This is a genomic window from Corynebacterium sp. KPL4072, from assembly GCF_037908395.1.
In the GTDB taxonomy this organism is placed as follows: domain Bacteria; phylum Actinomycetota; class Actinomycetes; order Mycobacteriales; family Mycobacteriaceae; genus Corynebacterium; species Corynebacterium kefirresidentii.
On sequence record NZ_JBBMGE010000007.1, the window covers coordinates 139,817 to 158,180 of the forward strand.

At 57.9% G+C, this 18,364-nt stretch carries 19 protein-coding genes and 5 tRNA genes; 17 read left to right on the plus strand and 7 right to left on the minus strand.

Going from position 1 to position 18,364, the window contains the following annotated elements:
• The first annotated feature begins 24 nt into the window (after nucleotides 1-24).
• Nucleotides 25-888, plus strand: a complete 864-nt coding sequence (locus WMP97_RS08865; RefSeq protein WP_284835434.1) for an aminodeoxychorismate lyase — start codon at nucleotides 25-27, stop codon at nucleotides 886-888.
• Here WMP97_RS08865 and WMP97_RS08870 read toward each other — a convergent pair.
• Complete coding sequence (locus WMP97_RS08870; RefSeq protein WP_023019863.1) at nucleotides 885-1,580, minus strand: FABP family protein; 696 nt, start codon at nucleotides 1,578-1,580, stop codon at nucleotides 885-887. The two genes, WMP97_RS08865 and WMP97_RS08870, sit on opposite strands and share 4 nt — an antisense overlap.
• A 53-nt stretch (nucleotides 1,581-1,633) precedes the next feature.
• Here WMP97_RS08870 and WMP97_RS08875 point away from each other — a divergent pair, with 53 nt between their 5' ends.
• Nucleotides 1,634-2,671 carry a diacylglycerol/lipid kinase family protein gene (locus tag WMP97_RS08875; protein ID WP_284798069.1) on the plus strand — a complete coding sequence of 346 codons (1,038 nt, stop codon included), beginning with the start codon at nucleotides 1,634-1,636 and terminating at the stop codon, nucleotides 2,669-2,671.
• Here WMP97_RS08875 and WMP97_RS08880 read toward each other — a convergent pair.
• The gene (locus WMP97_RS08880) at nucleotides 2,655-3,482 is read right to left on the minus strand and encodes an LmeA family phospholipid-binding protein (RefSeq protein ID WP_200288673.1); all 828 of its coding nucleotides are present in this window, start codon (nucleotides 3,480-3,482) and stop codon (nucleotides 2,655-2,657) included. The genes WMP97_RS08875 and WMP97_RS08880 overlap by 17 nt on opposite strands.
• A gap of 33 nt (nucleotides 3,483-3,515) precedes the next feature.
• Between WMP97_RS08880 and mshD the strand changes: the two genes are divergently transcribed.
• From mshD to pstB, 5 genes are all read left to right on the plus strand, one after another.
• Nucleotides 3,516-4,433 (plus strand): mycothiol synthase, encoded by a 918-nt coding sequence (gene mshD, locus WMP97_RS08885; protein WP_340440335.1) that lies wholly within the window; start codon nucleotides 3,516-3,518, stop codon nucleotides 4,431-4,433.
• 214 nt (nucleotides 4,434-4,647) lie between these two features.
• The gene (gene pstS, locus WMP97_RS08890; RefSeq protein WP_179386949.1) at nucleotides 4,648-5,751 is read left to right on the plus strand and encodes a phosphate ABC transporter substrate-binding protein PstS; all 1,104 of its coding nucleotides are present in this window, start codon (nucleotides 4,648-4,650) and stop codon (nucleotides 5,749-5,751) included.
• 121 nt (nucleotides 5,752-5,872) lie between these two features.
• The gene (gene pstC, locus WMP97_RS08895) at nucleotides 5,873-6,919 is read left to right on the plus strand and encodes a phosphate ABC transporter permease subunit PstC (RefSeq protein ID WP_023019858.1); all 1,047 of its coding nucleotides are present in this window, start codon (nucleotides 5,873-5,875) and stop codon (nucleotides 6,917-6,919) included.
• Between the two features lie 14 nt (nucleotides 6,920-6,933).
• Nucleotides 6,934-7,848: a phosphate ABC transporter permease PstA gene (pstA, locus tag WMP97_RS08900; RefSeq protein ID WP_005325819.1), complete on the plus strand. Its 915-nt coding sequence runs from the start codon at nucleotides 6,934-6,936 to the stop codon at nucleotides 7,846-7,848.
• A gap of 52 nt (nucleotides 7,849-7,900) precedes the next feature.
• Nucleotides 7,901-8,674, plus strand: a complete 774-nt coding sequence (pstB, locus tag WMP97_RS08905) for a phosphate ABC transporter ATP-binding protein PstB (protein WP_340440337.1) — start codon at nucleotides 7,901-7,903, stop codon at nucleotides 8,672-8,674.
• Between the two features lie 69 nt (nucleotides 8,675-8,743).
• On the opposite strand, the gene phoU is transcribed toward pstB, so the two are convergent.
• Both phoU and dusB read right to left on the minus strand, forming a co-directional pair.
• Nucleotides 8,744-9,472 carry a phosphate signaling complex protein PhoU gene (gene phoU / locus WMP97_RS08910; RefSeq protein ID WP_023019856.1) on the minus strand — a complete coding sequence of 243 codons (729 nt, stop codon included), beginning with the start codon at nucleotides 9,470-9,472 and terminating at the stop codon, nucleotides 8,744-8,746.
• A gap of 101 nt (nucleotides 9,473-9,573) precedes the next feature.
• On the minus strand, nucleotides 9,574-10,719 hold the full coding sequence (dusB, locus tag WMP97_RS08915; RefSeq protein WP_200288675.1) for a tRNA dihydrouridine synthase DusB: 1,146 nt from the start codon (nucleotides 10,717-10,719) through the stop codon (nucleotides 9,574-9,576).
• A gap of 191 nt (nucleotides 10,720-10,910) precedes the next feature.
• Here dusB and WMP97_RS08920 point away from each other — a divergent pair, with 191 nt between their 5' ends.
• Nucleotides 10,911-12,413 (plus strand): acetyl-CoA hydrolase/transferase family protein, encoded by a 1,503-nt coding sequence (locus WMP97_RS08920; protein WP_340440339.1) that lies wholly within the window; start codon nucleotides 10,911-10,913, stop codon nucleotides 12,411-12,413.
• Between the two features lie 109 nt (nucleotides 12,414-12,522).
• Nucleotides 12,523-12,595 (plus strand) — tRNA-Lys (locus tag WMP97_RS08925).
• A 31-nt stretch (nucleotides 12,596-12,626) separates the two neighbouring features.
• Here the strand turns inward: WMP97_RS08925 and WMP97_RS08930 are convergent.
• Nucleotides 12,627-12,959, minus strand: a complete 333-nt coding sequence (locus tag WMP97_RS08930; protein WP_023019853.1) for a metal-sensitive transcriptional regulator — start codon at nucleotides 12,957-12,959, stop codon at nucleotides 12,627-12,629.
• Between the two features lie 82 nt (nucleotides 12,960-13,041).
• Between WMP97_RS08930 and WMP97_RS08935 the strand changes: the two genes are divergently transcribed.
• The 6 genes from WMP97_RS08935 (at nucleotide 13,042) to WMP97_RS08960 (ending at nucleotide 14,214) form a co-directional block, all read left to right on the plus strand.
• Nucleotides 13,042-13,117: transfer RNA gene (locus tag WMP97_RS08935), tRNA-Glu, on the plus strand.
• A gap of 35 nt (nucleotides 13,118-13,152) precedes the next feature.
• A tRNA-Asp gene (locus WMP97_RS08940) sits at nucleotides 13,153-13,226 on the plus strand.
• An 84-nt stretch (nucleotides 13,227-13,310) separates the two neighbouring features.
• Nucleotides 13,311-13,625: a DUF4288 domain-containing protein gene (locus tag WMP97_RS08945; protein ID WP_023019852.1), complete on the plus strand. Its 315-nt coding sequence runs from the start codon at nucleotides 13,311-13,313 to the stop codon at nucleotides 13,623-13,625.
• An 83-nt stretch (nucleotides 13,626-13,708) separates the two neighbouring features.
• Nucleotides 13,709-13,782: transfer RNA gene (locus tag WMP97_RS08950), tRNA-Asp, on the plus strand.
• 19 nt (nucleotides 13,783-13,801) lie between these two features.
• Nucleotides 13,802-13,874 (plus strand) — tRNA-Phe (locus WMP97_RS08955).
• Nucleotides 13,875-13,923: 49 nt separating this feature from the next.
• Nucleotides 13,924-14,214: a GNAT family N-acetyltransferase gene (locus tag WMP97_RS08960; protein ID WP_023019851.1), complete on the plus strand. Its 291-nt coding sequence runs from the start codon at nucleotides 13,924-13,926 to the stop codon at nucleotides 14,212-14,214.
• A gap of 40 nt (nucleotides 14,215-14,254) precedes the next feature.
• Here the strand turns inward: WMP97_RS08960 and epsC are convergent, their stop codons facing one another.
• Together epsC and cysK are read right to left on the minus strand one after the other, a co-directional pair.
• Nucleotides 14,255-14,818 carry a serine O-acetyltransferase EpsC gene (gene epsC, locus WMP97_RS08965; RefSeq protein ID WP_034655513.1) on the minus strand — a complete coding sequence of 188 codons (564 nt, stop codon included), beginning with the start codon at nucleotides 14,816-14,818 and terminating at the stop codon, nucleotides 14,255-14,257.
• 70 nt (nucleotides 14,819-14,888) lie between these two features.
• Nucleotides 14,889-15,824 carry a cysteine synthase A gene (cysK, locus tag WMP97_RS08970; protein ID WP_023019849.1) on the minus strand — a complete coding sequence of 312 codons (936 nt, stop codon included), beginning with the start codon at nucleotides 15,822-15,824 and terminating at the stop codon, nucleotides 14,889-14,891.
• Nucleotides 15,825-16,089: 265 nt separating this feature from the next.
• On the opposite strand from cysK, the gene ramA reads away from it, so the two are divergent.
• Entirely contained in the window at nucleotides 16,090-16,929 is an 840-nt protein-coding gene (gene ramA, locus WMP97_RS08975) for an acetate metabolism transcriptional regulator RamA (RefSeq protein ID WP_238802151.1), read from the plus strand.
• A 21-nt stretch (nucleotides 16,930-16,950) separates the two neighbouring features.
• Nucleotides 16,951-18,219, plus strand: coding sequence for a UDP-N-acetylglucosamine 1-carboxyvinyltransferase (gene murA, locus WMP97_RS08980; protein WP_340440341.1), 1,269 nt, complete (start codon nucleotides 16,951-16,953; stop codon nucleotides 18,217-18,219).
• Nucleotides 18,220-18,364: the final 145 nt, after the last annotated feature.

Sequence of the window (18,364 nt, forward strand, 5' to 3'; positions counted from 1 at the left end):
CGATGGTAGGGCATAATCAAAGGTATGAAGTTCTCGCCGCGAAAAGAGCCGGTCATCTACGTTGTGGAGCCCTTTGGAGGGTCGGTACGCAGGCACATGCCCACGCTGCCTCTCGTCTATGCGGATGATGCCGCGGTCACCCGCGGCGATGGCATTTTTGAATCCCTGCTCGTACGCGGAGGAAAAGCCGCCAACCTGCAGCGGCACGCGCAACGCTTCTGCGATTCAGCGCGCACCATGAATCTGCCAGAACCGCCTATGGAGAAGTGGGAAGAAGCCACGCGTCTCGCGATTGCGGACTTCTGCGGGGATGAGACAGGGGATGCCAAATGCACCTGGACTTATACCCGCGGGCGCGCCTCTACGGGAAGGCCGAGCGCCTGGGTCGTGGTTCAACCCATCGAGGAAAGGGTCCTAGAACAGCGCGCGCACGGCGTAGCCGTCATGACCAGCCCGCGCCTGTGGCACGTAGCGGAGGAATTACCCGCCAAGACGCTCAACTATGCGGCCACGATGGCGATGTTGCGTATGGCGCGCGAGAAGGGATTTGAGGATCTCATCCTCACCGACCCAGACACCGGAGAAATCCTCGAGGGCGCAACCTCGACCGTGGTGGCCGTCAAGGGAGAGAAACTGCGCACCGCCGCCGGCCGCGGCATCCTTCCCGGAACCACGCAGGCGGCCTTTTTCGCCCACGCCACTAAGGAGGGCTATCGCTGCAAAGCCAAGCCGCTCACCGTGGAGTATCTGGAAAAGGCGGACTCAGTGTGGCTGGTGTCCTCGGTGCGCGTTGCCGCCCGGGTCACCCGGCTTAATGGCAAAAAATTAAAGGCCCCGGATAACGTGGACGTCATTCGAGACCTTATTGATAAAGCGCTGGGGGACTAGCCAGCGATACGGGTGAGCTCCGCGGACATGTAGGGGCGCATTTCCCCATCAACCATGCGCTCGTCTACCCAGCCCAGGTTGTTATTGGGCATCAGGCCGTACATGCGCTTGCCCGGCCCCAGGTTTTTCGGTCCGGTTTCGGTGACCATGGTGGAGGCGGACTCCAGCTGCCATGCGCGGTCATTGAACGGCTCGCCGTAGAAGATTTCCACAATGCCGTTGGAAGAGGTGTAAGTGACCTCGATTTCATCCTTTTCAGAAATGCGCCAGAAGCCGGTCTCGCGCACGGAGGGGCCTTCCGGCTTGCCCTCGGTATCAATCTTCCAGGTACGGGAGCTAAACGTGAGGTAATTCTCGCCATCGTGGGCGATGACCAGCTGCTGGCCAAAGGTATATTCCTGGCCCTGCGTATCGTGTGCCTGGCCCTCGCCTTGCCAGACGCCCACGAGGGGGAGCAGTCCTAGCAGGCCGTCGTGCAGCGATGGGCCCTGGCGCAGGTTAGCGGTATCGTCCGGTACCGGGGTATCGCCCAGCTCGAGAGCGGGGATATTGCGGCTAGCGGCGTCTTTCCACTGCTCGGCGGCCTGGTTCACGGCATCGTTGCCGTTGAGCTTTCCCGGATCATTTTCCGGGTGGGAAGCCGCGGTGGTTTCGATGTTTTCGGGAGTGGTTTCATTTTTATTTTCGCTCATGGGCGTCCAGCCTAGTCGTGAACCCGCCTATTTAACTACTAGACTTGGGCCTCGTGCATGCATTGATGATCTCGAATCCCAACTCGACCTCACAAACCAACGCCCTTTTCCGCCAAATCGTTCCTTGCCTACAAGCGGTGGAGGGGCTGCGCCTGAAGGTGCAATTTACGCACCACCCCGGCCACGCCGAAGAGATGGTCAAGGGAATGACCAGGGATGACTATGACGTCATTATCGCTGTAGGCGGAGATGGGACCGTCAACGAGGTAGTCAACGGGCTCCTCGGCCCGGCCGATGGGCAGCGCCCCGACCCCCACTCCATCCCCGCGTTGGCCGTAATTCCTACCGGGTCTGCCAATGTTTTCGTGCGCGCTCTAGGTTTTCCCAACACTCCGGTGGAAGCCACTCACGTATTGGCGCGCATGCTGGAGCGCAACCTCCGTCGCACCATTTACCTGGGCACGTGGAACGATCGCTGGTTTGCCGTCAATGCCGGCTTCGGCTTGGATGCGGATGTTTTGGCGCGCGTGGACCGGGCGCGCGAGCAAGGATTTTCTGCCACTCCACTGCGCTATCTCAATGTTGCCATTCGGGCGTGGAGCCGCGCGCGGAAGAATCCACCGCATATTGCGGTTAAGGCCGAATCCAGCATCGGCGAGCAGCTGCGCAAAGACGATGTGCCGCTCATGTTTACCTCCAATACCAACCCGTGGACCTTCCTAGGCCCTCTGCCGGTTGTGACCAATCCGCGCAATTCTTTTGATGAGGGCCTTGCTCTTTTTGGCCTGGAGGAGTTTAGCGGACTTGGCGGCGTCGTCGGCCTGCTGCACCTCTTTGGTGCCGATAAACGTGGATGGCTCAATAAGCTCACCAAAGAAAAGACCGTGGCCTTCGACGATGCCATGCGCGTCGAACTGGTCTGCCGCGAACCGCAGCGCTTCCAGGCCGACGGGGAATCTGAGGGGCGCTTCGATGCCGTTACCTTAGCCTCCGTAAAGGAAGCCATCGAGGTATTCGCCCCGCAGGATAGGAGAGAAGTCCATAAGCGCACGATGAAGGAAGTGCTCCGGGACTTTATCCGCCTGCGCTAGCCTGCGGCGCAGGTCCCACCCGGTGCTTGGTGTCGGCGGCTTTCTTTTCTGCCTCTTCCACGGCCTTTTGCTCCGAGCCTTCAATCTCCAGAGGAGAGAGTTGGGCCAGCTGCACCTTGATATTGCGGCGCTGTATTTCGAAGGAGATGGTGCCGCCCTGCATTTTTACCGCGGTAGCCTGGGCCGGAAGCGGAAGCTGGCGAGTATCAAAGTTGAGGGAAAAGGCCTTTTGCAGGCGCTCGTCATCGGTGTCATAGACCTGCATGCGAAACTCCGGCCCGACTAAGCGGAGGGTGACTTTGGCGGTGGACTTGTGAGTATCGCCAGGCAGGGTGCCTGTCAGCTCAGCTTCCGCGGAGGTGCCACCGGAAGGGGAGATATCGTCTGGGTTGGCAATGGATAGATCGGTAATTCCCAGCAGGCGGCCCAACGCCACCCCGTCTAAGGAAATGCCGCGCGAGTAGGTAGAAACAGGCGCGCCCTCAATATCGCCGTTCATTACTTGTTCTGGGGTCACCGTAATATCGCGCAGTACGGTCGAAGCATTGACCATTCCCAGCTTGGGCACCTCCACGTCGAGCGCCTTGACCTCCAAATAGGGAATTTCCTTCGAGGCCGCAGCCCACACGTAGGGGGTGCCACCGATAAAGACATCTGGCGTATTTTCCAGCCGTGAATTGGCTTTTACGGCCTGTGCCACCTTGTGTTCCGTGTGCATAGCCACGCAGGCATCCGCCACCCAGGCCGCAATGAATACGCACACCACGAGGAGGATGTGTACGATGCGCCGGTCAATTCTTAGAACACTCACCCCTTCATTCTTACCCTACGTATTCTGGGGTCTATGACTAGCAATGCCTTTAGTATCACGGAAGAAAACCTGCCGGACTCCCCGGAGCTGGCGAGCCGCCTAGAAGAGCTTGCTGAGCAGGCCGAACGTGTGGATGGAATGGCGCCCCTTTCAGAGCAGTTCCTTAATGGCCTCACTGATTCCCGCCTGCAGCATCGCCACTTGGTGGCGTGGGTAGATAAGAAGCCGTGCGGCGTGGCTGGGCTGGATGGTTCCACCGCCGAGCTATTTATCGCCCCAGATTTCCGCGGACAGGGCTATGGGGCCTTGCTTTACGACGCCGCCGCGGAAACCCCCAATCTCCAGGCCTGGGCCCACGGGAACCTGCCGGCCGCACAGGCCCTGGCACACTCCCGAGGTCTGCAGGTCACCCGTAAGCTAGTGGTTATGGGTATTGGGGGAGAAGAGCTCGCTGCTGTCGCCCGTCCCGAGGACGTGCCTTTGACGGCGCTCAATTACTCCGAGTCGGTAGCAAAATGGGGGCAGGAGTTTGTGGAGGAGCAGTGGCTCAAGGCAAATAATGAGGCTTTTTCCTGGCACCCTGAGCAAGGTGGCTGGGATATAGATCGCCTGCACCGCGGCATGGAGGCGGATTGGTTTGATCCCGCTGACCTGCTCTTCTTGTGGGATACGGCAGGAGATCCGATCCTAGCCGGCTTCCACTGGACCAAATGGCATGCGGAGGAAGCCCCGGGATTCGGTGAGGTCTACGTGGTGGGCTTGGCTGCGGACTATCGCGGCAAGAAATTGGGTGGACCGCTGCTGCAGATTGGTCTGCGTCGCATGGTGGAAAAGGGTGCTCAGCGGGTAATTCTTTATGTGGAAGCGGACAATGATCCGGCGCTGAAAGCATATGAGCGCCTGGGCTTTAAAGTTGATGAAGAACACGTCGTATGGGGTGTATGTGATTAAAGTCATGGGGTGAGCCGTGTTTGTTCACTCAGTGTTCACCTATTGGCACCCTTTTGGTCAGATCCTGCGGATAGCTTTACACCTTGTGAGTTAACCGCACCTGCGCACCTGCATCTCGCCCCAGAAGGCGAAGCGGGATGCGGGAAATATCTCTCTAGGAGATGCGGTTTCCTCGGACAATCAATCTCTGATCTGCACCGGAAAGGGTTTTCCCGTGATTCGCAACTTCAAGCGCACTGCCGCAATTTTCGGCATCGTAGCCGCAACCTCTACCGCTCTCGTAGCTTGCTCTGAGGAGTCTGGCTCCTCCTCCGATTCCGCTGGCGGCGAGGACGTCTCCGGCGAGCTCGTCGGAGACGGTGCCTCCTCCCAGCAGAACGCAATGTCTTACTTCCAGACCGCGTTCTCCGAGGATCACCCAGACGCTTCCCTGTCCTACAACGCTTCCGGTTCCGGCGCCGGCGTTGAGGCCTTCACCAACGGCCAGGCTGACTTCGCTGGTTCTGACTCCGCCCTGAAGGAAGACGAGGGCGAGGTTGAGGCTGCCGCTAAGCGTTGCGACGGCAACGAGGCATGGCACCTGCCAACCACCATCGGCCCGGTTGCAATCGCCTACAACCTGGGTGACACCGAGATTAACCTTTCCACCAAGACCCTGGGCAAGATCTTCAAGGGCGAAATCAAGAAGTGGAACGACAAGGCTATCGCCGCTGACAACGAGGGCACCGACCTGCCGGACAAGGACATCACCGTCATCTTCCGTTCCGACGAGTCCGGTACCTCCGCAAACTTCCAGAAGTTCCTGAAGGCCGCTACGGGCGACTGGGACTCCGAGGGCAAGCAGTTCCCGGATTCTGTTGGTGAGGGCGCTAACGGTTCCTCCGGCGTTGCTGACCAGGTTGCAAGCATCGACGGTGCTATCACCTACGTCGAGGCTGGCTTTGCAGACCAGAAGGAAGGCGAGGGCGTTAAGAAGGCCAAGATTGACTTCGGCCACGGCCCAGTTGAGCTCTCCACCGAGTCCGTCAACAAGGCTCTGGAAAACCTGGAGTTCAAGAAGACCGACTCCGAGCACAACATGGTTGTTGACTCTGAGGCACTGTTCTCCTCCGATAACGAGGGTGCATACCCGCTCATCCTGACCACCTACAACATCGTCTGCTCCAAGGGCTACGATGAGGAGACCTCCAAGCTGGTCAAGTCCTTCTTCACCACCGTCCTGGATCACCAGGACGACCAGCTGGCTGAGCAAGGCTTCATCCCGGTTGAGGGTGCTCACCTGGACAAGCTGAAGGCTGCTGTTGACGCTTTGCAGTAAGCGCTAAAGCTGTAAAAGCTTAATACCTCCCGCCCCCACTGCCGCACACGATTCGCGCTTTGGGGGCGCAGGTATGTAACGATATTTTCCATTTTCAACGCTGAAAAGGATTAACAGTCTCATGGCAGACAATAATCTCACCACGGCTCCAGAGCAGGCGGACGCGAATATCACCGCTGCCGAGCGAGTCTCCACCAGCGGACACGAAGAGGTAGCTACCACCAGCTCCAATAGCGGCGTAAAGCGCCCAGGCGATCGTGTCTTTGAGTTCCTGTCCACTGCTTCGGCAACACTTATTACCGTCATGATTGCGGCTATTGCCGCCTTCCTGCTGTGGCGTGCAGTTCCCGCCCTGGGAGTCAACGACGGCGGCATCTTGGGCTTCTTTACCTATGGTGGGCGTTGGGAGACCACCGATACTTCTGCGATGAAGTTCGGTATCCCGACGATGTTCGGTACCACCGTCCTTATCTCCGTCTTCGCCCTCCTGCTGGCTATGCCGGTGGCCCTGGCCATTGCCATCTTCCTGTCCAACTACGCGCCTGCCCGATTGGTCAAGCCCCTCGGCTTCCTGGTGGACATGCTCGCTGCGGTTCCTTCCATTGTTTATGGTCTGTGGGGCTGGCAGGTTCTCGGCCCGGCGCTATCCGGCTTCTACTCCTGGATGGAGTCTTGGGCCGGTGGCTTCTTCCTCTTCCATGTCTTCGATAACTCACCCTCTTTTGCTACCGGCCGCAACTTGTTTACCGGTGGCATCGTGCTCGCCGTGATGATTCTGCCGATCATCGCGGCCACCGCCCGCGAGGTCTTCGTGCAGACCCCTCCAGGCCAGGTGGAATCCGCCCTGGCGCTGGGCGCTACCCGTTGGGAAGTTATCCGCATGACCGTGCTGCCATTCGGCATGTCCGGCTATATCGCAGGCTCCATGCTCGGTCTGGGCCGTGCGCTGGGTGAGACCATGGCGCTGTACATGGTCGTCTCCCCGCTGATTGACTTCCGCTTCTCGCTTTTCGATGGCGGCACGACCTTCGCCACGGCCATCGCCCTGGCATCTGCCGAGTTCGGTAACGAGATGCGCGCTGGTGCCTACATCGCCGCCGGCCTCATGCTGTTCTTGCTGACCTTCGTGGTCAACGCAATTGCCCGCGCCATCGTGAAGAAGAAGTAAGGAGGGGAGGATCAATGACTACGACAACTAATGCCAAGCCTGCCTCCCAAGGCGGCGCGACATTCCTGGACATCTCCGGCTCCCGCAAGATGACCAATAACATCGCCACTGCAGTGGTCTGGGGCGCAATGATTTTGGCTATGGTCCCGCTGGTGTGGGTTCTGTGGGAACTCATCGCCCGCGGTAGTGGCGTAATCCTCAACCCTGAGTGGTGGACCGCCTCCCAGCGCGGCATCATGAATAGCTCGGCTGGCGGCGGTGCTGCCCACGCAATCGTGGGTACTTTCGTGCAAACCATTTTGGCTTCCGTCATCTCCATTCCCATCGGCATCTTCACCGCTATTTACCTGGTGGAGTACTCCAAGGGTGGATGGCTTGGCCGCATCACTACCTTCATGGTGGACATCCTGTCCGGTGTGCCTTCCATCGTCGCAGCCCTGTTCATCTTCGCCATGTGGATTACCCTCTTCGGCTTCGGCCGCTCTGGCTTCGCCGTGGCGCTGTCCCTGGTACTGCTGATGATTCCGATTGTGGTGCGCAATACCGAAGAGATGCTGCGCGTGGTCCCAATGGACTTGCGTGAGGCGTCCTACGCGCTCGGTGTACCAAAGTGGAAGACCATCGCCCGTATCGTTCTGCCTACCGCCCTGTCCGGCATTGTCACCGGCATCATGCTGGCGATTGCCCGCGTGATGGGTGAGTCCTCGCCGGTGCTGGTCTTGGTTGGTTCCTCCTCCGTCATCAATTGGGACGCTTTCAAGGGATCTCAGTCCTCGCTCCCGTTGATGATGCTGGATATGTACAAGGCCGGCGCTCAGCCAGCCGTGCTGGACAAGCTTTGGGGTGCAGCTTTGACGCTGGTTATCCTCATCGCCGTCCTCAATATTGCGGCCCGCATCGTGTCCGCAAAGTTCTCGGTTAAGAAGTAAAACGCCGTAACACTCGATTCCGCCATACACTTGCTAGAGGAGAAACTCCCAAATGTCTAAGCTCGCGCTCAATGACGTGAACATTTTCTACGGCGACTTCCACGCCGTGCAGAACGTGAATATGCAGATCCCGGCCCAGGCCGTGACCGCATTCATCGGCCCTTCCGGCTGCGGTAAGTCCACCGTGCTGCGCACCATCAACCGTATGCACGAGGTCATTCCCGGCGCCTCGGTAAAGGGTGAAATCCTGCTCGATGACACCAATATCTACGGACCAAAGGTTGACCCAGTATCCGTACGCAACACCATCGGCATGGTCTTCCAGAAGGCTAACCCGTTCCCCACGATGTCCATTGAGGACAATGTCGTGGCTGGCCTCAAGCTTTCCGGTGAGAAGAACAAGAAGAAGCTCAAGGAAGTCGCGGAGAAGTCCCTGCGCGGCGCCAACCTGTGGGACGAGGTCAAGGACCGCCTGGACAAGCCGGGCGGCGGCCTTTCCGGTGGTCAGCAGCAGCGTCTGTGCATCGCCCGCGCCATCGCCGTGGAGCCAGAGGTGCTGCTCATGGACGAGCCTTGTTCCGCCCTAGACCCGATTTCCACCCTCGCCGTGGAGGACCTTATCCACGAGCTGAAGGAGAACTTCACCATCGTCATCGTGACCCACAATATGCAGCAGGCAGCCCGTGTGTCCGATAAGACCGGCTTCTTCTCCCTGGAAGCAACCGGCAAGCCGGGTCACCTGGTGGAGTTCGATGACACCACCAAGATCTTCGAGAATCCTTCCCAGAAGGAGACCGAGGATTATATCTCTGGCCGCTTTGGCTAAAGAGTAGAGAGATTGTCCGAGAAAACGGGCCGGTTCATTCGAACCGGCCCGTTTCTTAGTTTTTATTCCTTAGCGGCGGAACTGACGCTCCAGCTCGGCCATACGGGCCTCGAACTCCGCGTCCTTCTTGCTCTCTTCTAGCTTCTTGGCATAGTCGTGGGGCAGCAGCCCAGTGATCAAATAGATAATGTGGCCGGCAACCGAAACGCAGTGGTCGGCATAGCGCTCGTAATAGCGCGTAATCTGCGAGGTCTCCACTGCCTCTCGGACGGATCCTTCCCACTCGCGCTGGGTCAGGAGGCGCAAAAGATGAGAGTTGATATCGTCCACGGCGTCGTCATCGGCGCGAAGGTTCACGGATAGATCCGCGTCGGGAGTAACGAGAATATTGTGCAGCACAGAACCCATCTCTTCAGTGAGACGGTACAGCTCCTCAAAGTAGCCCATGTAGTTCGCAGGCACCACGGGATCGGGGTGGCGGCGGCGTGCGGAATCCGCGATGTGTTGGGCAAGCTTTCCCATTCGGTAGAGGTCTTCCACGATATAGATGGAAGAGACAACTTGGCGGAGATCCTGCGCCATGGGGTTTTCTAGTGCTAAAAGTTTTACGGCGCGCTCCGAGCATCGAGTGCGGATCTCATCGAGCTCCTCAGTCATAGTGAGAGCTTCTTCGGCAGACTCCAAAACGCCCTGGATTAGCGCCTGTGAGGCCTTATCCATGATGGTGCGCACGGTATCGCACATGACGATGAGGTCATGGGAGAAGTTGTCTAAGTGTTCCCTGTAGGCAGCACGCATGCCAGAAATAATAGCGAAAACTTTCCATTCCCGCGCAACTTAAGTGGAAGATAAATGCACGATACCTATATACCCCAGGGTGCTCTGATGCCCTAATAAGGTTAACCGCCGGAATTCATAATATCTGCGGCGACGGGAACGCATTCATCCTCCGGATCGTCGAGCCAGCCATCTGGCAATGCCACCTTGGAAGGCGAACCTTGGCGGCCTCGGGCACCGTCGGCGTCGGCAGCCAAGGCGTCGGAATCTGCCCATGGGGCTAGGAGCTCTCGCAGTGCGTCGAGGGAATCCACCTTGGCCAAGCCCGCGCGTACTTGGCCGCCGACTGGGAAGCCGCGCAGGTACCAGCCAATGTGTTTGCGAATGTCGCGGGAAGCATTATCCTCGCCATCGTGCTCTGCGAGTAGCTCTGCGTGGCGGAGAATAACCTGGGTAACCTCACCCAGGGTGGGCTCAGCTGGGATGGACTCGCCGCGAAGGGCAGCGCCGAGCTCCGCAAAGAGCCACGGGCGGCCGAGGCAGCCGCGCCCGACCTGCACGCCGTCACAACCGGTCTGTTCCATCATGCGGCGCGCATCCTCGGCGCGGAAGATATCGCCATTGCCCAAAACCGGGACTCCAGTGTCTGCTAGGTGCTCTTTTAGTCGGGCGATCTCGTCCCACCGTGCTTCACCGGAATAGCGCTGGGCGGCGGTACGGCCATGCAAGGTAACGGCGGCGGCGCCGGATTCGACGGCGATGCGCCCCGCATCAAGATGCGTATGGTGTTCATCGTCAATGCCTACGCGCATCTTTACCGTTACTGGGATGTCGGTGCCCTCAGTAGCTTTGACGGCGGCGGAGACAATATTGCCAAAGAGGCGTCGCTTATAAGGCAAAGCGGATCCACCGCCGCGACGGGTCACCTTGGGAACCGGGCAGCCAAAGTTCATATCAATGTGGTCCGCCAAGTTCTCGTCCACGATCATCTTTGCTGCCTTGTAAGTATATTCCGGATCCACCGCATAAATCTGCAGTGATCGGGGATCCTCCTGCGGAGCAAAGGTTGTCATGTGCAGCGTCTTTTCATTGCGCTCTACTAGCGCGCGGGCGGTGACCATCTCACAGACGTAGAGGCCGGAAACCGTGCCAGTGCGCGCCAATTCCTGCTCGCGGCACAACGTGCGGAAAGCAACGTTGGTTACCCCCGCCATCGGGGCGAGGATGACGGGGGAGGAGAGATCGTAGTGTCCAATGCGCAAATTCACGCCCCAATTGTGCTAGTTGACGGGCCAAAATAGCAACTAGGGCCACAGTGGTGGCGTTCCTTATTTCCGTTTTATGGGGTGGGGGTCACACAAATGTGGTGGAAATCTTGCAAAGATTCGCTAATGTGGTCTGTGTAACTAATTAGGACGGCCGTTATTTTGGCTAGTCTCTCGATGAAGGAGGATTACCCTTGTCCGAAAGAATCGCGTATGCCCCGTTTCAAAAGCTCGTAGTTTCGGCAGAAGAGGCTGCTCAGCACGTAAACCACGGTGATCGCGTAGGCATTTCCGGCTTTACCGGCGCTGGCTACCCTAAGGGCCTGCCTACCGCCATTGCAGAAAAGGCCAAGGCCCTGCACGAAAAGGGCGAGGAATTTAAGATCGATGTCTTCTCTGGTGCCTCTACTGCTCCGGATTGCGATGGCGTCCTCGCGGAAGCTGAGGCGATTCGCTTCCGCTCTCCTTATAACTCCGATCCCACCTTGCGTAAGCAGTTCAATGACGGAACCGCGCTCTACCAGGACATTCACCTGTCTCACTCTGGCCAGCAAGTAGAGGAGGGCTTCTACGGTGATTTCCAGGTAGCCATCATCGAGGCTGTGCGCATCACCGAGGAAGGCCACGTCGTCCCGTCCTCCGCCGTGGGCAATAACCTCGAATACATTGAGGCTGCGGATAAGATCATCATCGAGATTAATGAGTGGCAGTCCATCAACCTCGAGGGCATGCACGATATCTACCGCATTGAAAAGCTGCCGAACCGTCAGCCTATCCCTATCACCAAGCCGGGCGACCGCATTGGTACCACCTACATGGAGGTACCGGAGGACAAAGTTGTCGCAGTGGTCAAGACCGATGCCCCCGATCGCAACGCGCCATTTAAGGAGCCGGACGAGATCTCGGAAAAGATCGCCGCGAACTTCATCGAGTTCCTTGAAGGCGAGGTAGCCGCCGGCCGTCTTGAGTATGACAAGTTCATCATGCAGTCCGGCGTGGGCAACGTGCCAAATGCCGTGATGGCTGGCCTCTTGGATTCCAAGTTTGAAAATATCCAGGCCTACACCGAGGTTATCCAGGATGGCATGCTTGATCTTATTGACGCCGGCAAGATGACCATGGCCTCTGCTACCTCCTTTGCCCTTTCCCCGGAGTATGCCGAGAAGATGAACGCGGAGGCAGAGCGCTACCGCAAGCACATCATTCTTCGCCCACAGCAGGTCTCCAACCACCCAGAGGTCATTCGCCGCGTCGGCTTGATTTCTTCCAATGGCATGATTGAGGCCGATATTTACGGCAATATCAACTCCACCAACGTCTCCGGCTCCCGAATCATGAACGGCACCGGTGGCTCGGGTGACTTCACCCGCAACGCCTATATCTCCACCTTCGTCTCGCCGTCCGTGGCCAAGGATGGCGCCATTTCCGCGCTGGTTCCTTTCGTGTCCCACACGGACCACACCGAACATGACACCATGGTCATCATTACCGAGTATGGAGTAGCTGACCTGCGCGGACTGGCTCCGAAGGAGCGCGTGGAGAAGGTCATCTCTGTGGCTCACCCGGACTACCGTCCGCTGCTGGAGGACTACTTCAAGCGTGCCAAGGGAAACAAGTTCCAGCACACCCCGCACGATTTGAAGACCGCCTTCGACTTCCAAGTGAACTTCATGGAAAAGGGCGATATGCGCGGCTAATCTAGCTGCGTCCTGGCAGGCGCTCAGTGCTAAGCTGGGCGCCTTTCGCTTGCCGACGCCCCCCTAATTAGGACTTTGCAAATGCCGCAAGCTAAGATGTAGCGACGTTGGGCCTTTAGCTCAGTTGGTAGAGCTACGGACTTTTAATCCGCAGGTCGTGGGTTCGATCCCCACAGGGCCCACAACTGGAGCCACCTTATCGGGTGGCTCCTTTTAGTTTTTCACCATCTTCTTGATGGCGCGCATAGCCTCTTCTAGCTTCTCCGTGGCCACTTCGCCGTCCTCGGCGGCAGCACCGGCCACGCAGTGCTCGATATGGTCTTCTAGGAGCGCGAGTGAGACATTTTCTAGCGCTGACTTCACGGCCGAAATCTGGGTAATAATATCAATGCAATATTGGTCTTCCTCGATCATGCGATGGATGCCGCGTGTTTGGCCCTCAATACGTTTGAGCCGTGCGAGGTAGCGATCTTTACTTTGTGAATCTGCGTTATATCCGTGCACGTGTGGCTCGTGACAGGAGCACGTTTGATGCTGGTCAGACATGGTTCCTAATCTTTCTGGGGGAGCGATTTTGTAACTAGGTGAGGTCTCCAGTATATTTCTAGAGGTCGCCATAGCGCGACGGGCCCCCATCGTCTAGCGGCCTAGGACACTGCCCTTTCACGGCAGCGGCACGGGTTCGAATCCCGTTGGGGGTACCAACATGAAAGTGTTGGTACGAATTAAATATTCGATTGGCCTTGTGGCGCAGTTGGTTAGCGCGCCGCCCTGTCACGGCGGAGGTCGCGGGTTCAAGTCCCGTCAAGGTCGCAGAAAAGCAGCAATCGTTTCTACGATTGCTGCTTTTTGTTTTGGTACGCTGGCGCCAACTAAGGAATTAGGAGAGTCAGCACTGTGGAACCATACGTAGGGATTGTCGTCTTTGAGCTCGTGTCGCAGGATTCGGAGCTTAGGAATTTCTACCGGGAAGACTTCTTCCTCGTCTACGCAGATTCTGAGGAGGAGGCGCACCACAAAGTTGCTAACCGAGCTCACGAGCAAGAGTATGAAGAGCTGAAGTTGCGCCACATTGTAGATGTTGCTCCGGCCCTGTATGGCTATGTGGACCGAGATTGCGACCTTTACTCGCGACACTTTGCCGCACTGGAAGACTATGAGCGCTTTGAGATGAAATTAGGAGGAAGCGATCCTCTTCAGGCTCCCGAATAGTGTTATGACGTGCTGATTTGGTGAGTGTTGGGAGTCTTCTGTAAAGTAACTATCCGTGCCAGAGAGCACACATAATTTAAAATGGCCTTGTGGCGCAGTTGGTTAGCGCGCCGCCCTGTCACGGCGGAGGTCGCGGGTTCAAGTCCCGTCAAGGTCGCGGAAACCTTCGGGTTTCTGGCCAGATAGCTCAGTCGGTAGAGCACACGCCTGAAAAGTGTGGGGTCGCCAGTTCGATCCTGGCTCTGGCCACAATAATGGCTCCTCTTAAGAGGGGCCATTTTTGCTTTAGTATAGGTGCATGGAACACGCTATTGCACACCAGACCGATAAATCCCGTTACGTCCTCACCGTGGACGGTACTGAGGCGGGTGCTTGCTACTACGTAGACGCGGGCGATACCCGCGAGTTCAACCACACGGTCATCAAGGATGCTTTTCGCGGCCAAGGACTGTCTGCGCCGTTGATTAAGGCTGCGCTTGATGATGCCCGGGGCGTCGGCAAGCAAGTCATCGCTTCCTGCTCCGCCGTGGCGCACTTTATAGAAAAGAATCCCGAATACCGCGACCTGCTACGCCCAGAAGGCATATAAAAAGCGGCCCACAGTTGCCTGTGGGCCGCTGGGAGAGAACTTAGATGTAGTAATCGGGGTCGACCAGTTTAATGCGCTCATTTGGATTGCGTGGGCGGTTCTTGGCTGGGATGCCCACCGCGATATGTTCGGCGGGCACGTCCTTCGTCACTACGGCATTGGCGCCAATGGCCGATCCCTCACCGATCGTAATGGGGCCGAGTACCTTAGCGCCTGCGCCGATGACTACATTGTCCTCGATGGTGGGGTGGCGCTTAGTCTGAGTGAGTACCTGGCCACCGAGGGTGACACCGTGGTAAAGCATGACGCCATCGCCAATCTCGGCGGTTTCACCGATGACGATGCCCATGCCGTGGTCAATAAAGAAGCGGCGACCGATAGTGGCGCCCGGGTGGATTTCCACGCCGGTAAAGAAGCGGTTAATTTGCGCTAATATGCGCGCGGGCCCGCGTAGGCCGCGCTTCCACATCCAGTGCGAAATGCGATGAGACCACACCGCGTGGAGGCCGGAGTACACTATTGCATTTTCGACGTCGCCGCGAGCGGCTGGATCGTGATCTCTTGCATTCGCTAAGTCTTCACGGATGTAGCTCATAATGTTCATGCTCACATAGTACTGGCATAAAAAAGGCACCCGCCAAGGTTGGCGGGTGCTTTTATTCATCCGAAGTGATTTAAGCCTCGCGGATGTCCTCGAAGAGGATGGTGGAGACGTAGCGCTCACCGAAGTCCGGCAGGACAACCACGATGGTCTTGCCCTCGAACTCTGGGCGCTCTGCCAGCTTCAAAGCTGCAGAGACGTTAGCGCCGGCGGAAATGCCCACCAGCAGGCCTTCCTGGGTGGCCAGGTCGCGGGAGGCCTTAATGGACTCCTCGGTGGTGGCGGTAAAGACTTCGTCGAGAAGCTCGCGGTCAAGTACCTCAGGAACGAAGTTGGCGCCGATGCCCTGGATCTTGTGCGGGCCAGCGTGGCCTTCAGACAGGACAGGGGAGTCGGACGGCTCGACGGCGGCCAAGTGCAGGTCCGGGTTCTTGGACTTCAGGAAGCGACCTACACCGGTAACGGTGCCGCCGGTGCCTACACCAGCAACGAAGGCATCAACCTTGCCCTCGGCGTCTTCCCAGATCTCCGGGCCGGTGGTCTCCTCGTGCATCTTCGGGTTTGCTTCGTTGGCGAACTGTGCAGCCAGGATTGCGTTGTCGTTCTCGGCGACGATTTCATTCGCCTTGTCGACGGCGCCCTGCATGCCCGCCGCACCTGGGGTCAGCACAATCTCTGCGCCGTAGGCGCGCAGCAGTACCTTGCGCTCGTTGGACATGGTCTCCGGCATGGTCAAGATGACCTTGTAGCCCAAAGTGGCGCCGGCCAGAGCCAAGGCAATGCCGGTATTGCCGGACGTGGCTTCCACGATGGTGCCGCCCGGCTTGAGCTGACCAGACTTCTCAGCGGCCTCAACGATGGCCTTGCCGATGCGGTCTTTCACGGAGTTAGCGGGGTTAAACGATTCAACCTTGGCAAGCACGGTTGCACCCTTGCCCTCGGTAAGACGGTTTAGGCGGACCAACGGGGTACCGCCGATGGTTTCCATAATGTTGTTGTAGACAGCCATTGTATTGACTCCTTTGGGAATCGGATTTGGATTCAAATCGTGTACAACGCAAGGGTACACTACACAAGTAGACCAGTCAGTATATAAATTCTAGACCGGGCATTCGGGCATTCCATGTGGGATTACAACACCGGATAAGCCAGGGGCGATTTCGAATTACCCCCACATGCTGTCTATACTTCCACTCAGTTGCCCGCTGGCCCCCAAATTCCCGGGGGGAAGACGGGTACACCTGCTTGGTTACCCCCGACGAGGAAAGAGTCTCATGGAGTCGCATCGCCTCAAAGATGATGAAGAATCCGTACGCGCGGCGTTATCGTCCCTGAAAACCGCTACAGGTATTCCGGTGACGATGTATGCCACGCTGCTGCCAGACAATCGCTTGCAGATTACGCAGTGGGTGGGCCTACGTACCCCAGCGCTGCAGAATCTGATCATTGACTCAGGCGTTGGTGTGGGTGGGCGAGTGGTGAGCACTCGCCGCGCGGTAGGCGTCTCCGATTACACCCGTGCTACTACCATTTCGCACGAGAATGATCGCGTAATCCAAGACGAGGGCCTGCACTCCATCGTGGCTGTGCCCGTTACGGTCCAGCGCGAAATCCGCGGCGTCCTCTACGTGGGAGTGCATTCCCCAGTTCGCCTGGGCGACAAGGTCATCGAAGAAGTGACGATGACCGCGCGCACTCTTGAGCAGGACCTAGCTGTAAATTCCGCGATGCGCCGCGCCGATGGGGCTAAAGGCGGAGCCGCCCGCGGCCACGTTATGAACGGTGCTGAGTGGGAACAGGTACGCTCCACCCACTCCAAGCTGCGCATGCTGGCTAACCGCGTGGAAGACGAGGAGCTGCGCAAGGAACTGGAGACGCTATGTGACCAGATGGTTTCTCCGGTGCGCGTGAAGCAATCCACCAAGCTCTCCGCCCGCGAGCTCGACGTTCTCTCTTGTGTGGCCCTGGGCCACACCAACGTGGAAGCGGCTGAGGAAATGGGAATCGGCGCAGAAACTGTGAAGTCTTATCTGCGCTCGGTAATGCGTAAACTCGGTGCGCACACCCGCTACGAGGCGGTCAATGCCGCCCGTCGCATCGGCGCGTTGCCTTAAGAACCGGTAGCGTAGGCAGTTGTGAAAGATCAGTTTATTGTTTCCGGCGGTGCCCGCTTAGAGGGCACCGTCAAAGTAGATGGCGCAAAAAATAGCGTCTTAAAGCTCATGGCCGCATCCTTGCTGGCGGAGGGCACTACGACGCTGACCAACTGCCCAGAAATTCTGGACGTCCCCCTGATGAAGAAGGTCCTCGAGGGGCTCGGTTGCGAGGTAGTTATCGAGGGCTCTGAAGTCCGGATTACTACTCCTGCGCAGCCACAATCTAATGCGGACTTTGATGCAGTCCGCCAGTTCCGCGCCTCCGTTTGTGTGCTCGGACCCCTGACCTCCCGCTGTGGTCATGCCAAGGTAGCGCTGCCCGGCGGCGACGCGATTGGTTCCCGCCCGCTAGACATGCACCAGACGGGCCTGGAAAAGCTGGGCGCTACCACTCGTATTGAGCACGGTGCCGTCGTGGCAGAAGCCACCCACCTACGTGGCGCGAATATTCGCCTTGATTTCCCGTCAGTGGGTGCAACCGAAAACATCCTCACCGCCGCGGTTCTCGCTGAGGGGGAAACCGTTCTGCATAATGCGGCTCGTGAGCCCGAAATCGTCGATCTGTGCACCATGCTCAAGTCCATGGGTGCCGATATCGAAGGTGAAGGAAGCTCGGTGGTGACTATCCGGGGCGTCGATAAGCTGCAGCCCACCCAGCACGAGGTTATCGGTGACCGCATCGTGGCAGGTACATGGGCATATGCCGCCGCCATGACTCAGGGGGACATCACGGTGGGCGGTATCTCGCCGCGCCACCTGCACCTGCCACTGGAAAAGCTGAAGTCCGCCGGTGCCGAACTGGAAACCTATGAGAACGGCTTCCGCGTACGCATGGATCAGCGCCCGCAGTCGATGGACTATCAGACCCTGCCATTTCCGGGGTTCCCTACTGATTTGCAGCCTATGGCCATTGGCATCTCCGCCATTGCGGACGGAACGACGGTCATTACAGAGAATGTCTTTGAATCCCGCTTCCGCTTTGTAGATGAAATGCTGCGCCTGGGTGCCGATGCCCAGGTTGATGGACACCATGTAGTAGTCCGCGGCAAAGAGCGGCTGTCTTCTACTCACGTATGGAGCTCCGATATCCGCGCAGGTGCGGGCTTGGTGCTTTCTGCGTTGTGTGCGGATGAGACCACTACGGTTCACGATGTTTTCCACATCGACCGCGGTTATCCGAATTTTGTAGAAAACCTGCAGCGTCTCGGCGCCACGATCGAAAGAACTCAGGAAGAAGAGCTCTTTTAACGACGTCCCCAGTACACAGTTTTCCGTTGTGTGCTGGGGATTTGTGTTGTTTGGTTGTGGTGGACTACATTAAACCAAGTCGCCGGGAGGTAGCCGGGAGGTTACTTGATGGTGACATTTTGTACGGACTTGGTTTGATGATTTG

Bases quoted from the DNA above. Each gene is read 5' to 3' on its own strand.
- WMP97_RS08870 (WP_023019863.1), bottom strand. From the start codon at position 1,580: ATGAGCGAAAATAAAAATGAAACCACTCCCGAAAACATCGAAACCACC.
- pstA (WP_005325819.1), top strand. From the start codon at position 6,934: ATGACTACGACAACTAATGCCAAGCCTGCCTCCCAAGGCGGCGCGACA.
- WMP97_RS08960 (WP_023019851.1), top strand. From the start codon at position 13,924: ATGGAACACGCTATTGCACACCAGACCGATAAATCCCGTTACGTCCTC.
- cysK (WP_023019849.1), bottom strand. From the start codon at position 15,824: ATGGCTGTCTACAACAACATTATGGAAACCATCGGCGGTACCCCGTTG.
- pstC (WP_023019858.1), top strand. From the start codon at position 5,873: ATGGCAGACAATAATCTCACCACGGCTCCAGAGCAGGCGGACGCGAAT.
- epsC (WP_034655513.1), bottom strand. From the start codon at position 14,818: ATGAACATTATGAGCTACATCCGTGAAGACTTAGCGAATGCAAGAGAT.
- pstB (WP_340440337.1), top strand. From the start codon at position 7,901: ATGTCTAAGCTCGCGCTCAATGACGTGAACATTTTCTACGGCGACTTC.
- ramA (WP_238802151.1), top strand. From the start codon at position 16,090: ATGGAGTCGCATCGCCTCAAAGATGATGAAGAATCCGTACGCGCGGCG.
- WMP97_RS08930 (WP_023019853.1), bottom strand. From the start codon at position 12,959: ATGTCTGACCAGCATCAAACGTGCTCCTGTCACGAGCCACACGTGCAC.
- phoU (WP_023019856.1), bottom strand. From the start codon at position 9,472: ATGCGTGCTGCCTACAGGGAACACTTAGACAACTTCTCCCATGACCTC.
- mshD (WP_340440335.1), top strand. From the start codon at position 3,516: ATGACTAGCAATGCCTTTAGTATCACGGAAGAAAACCTGCCGGACTCC.
- WMP97_RS08865 (WP_284835434.1), top strand. From the start codon at position 25: ATGAAGTTCTCGCCGCGAAAAGAGCCGGTCATCTACGTTGTGGAGCCC.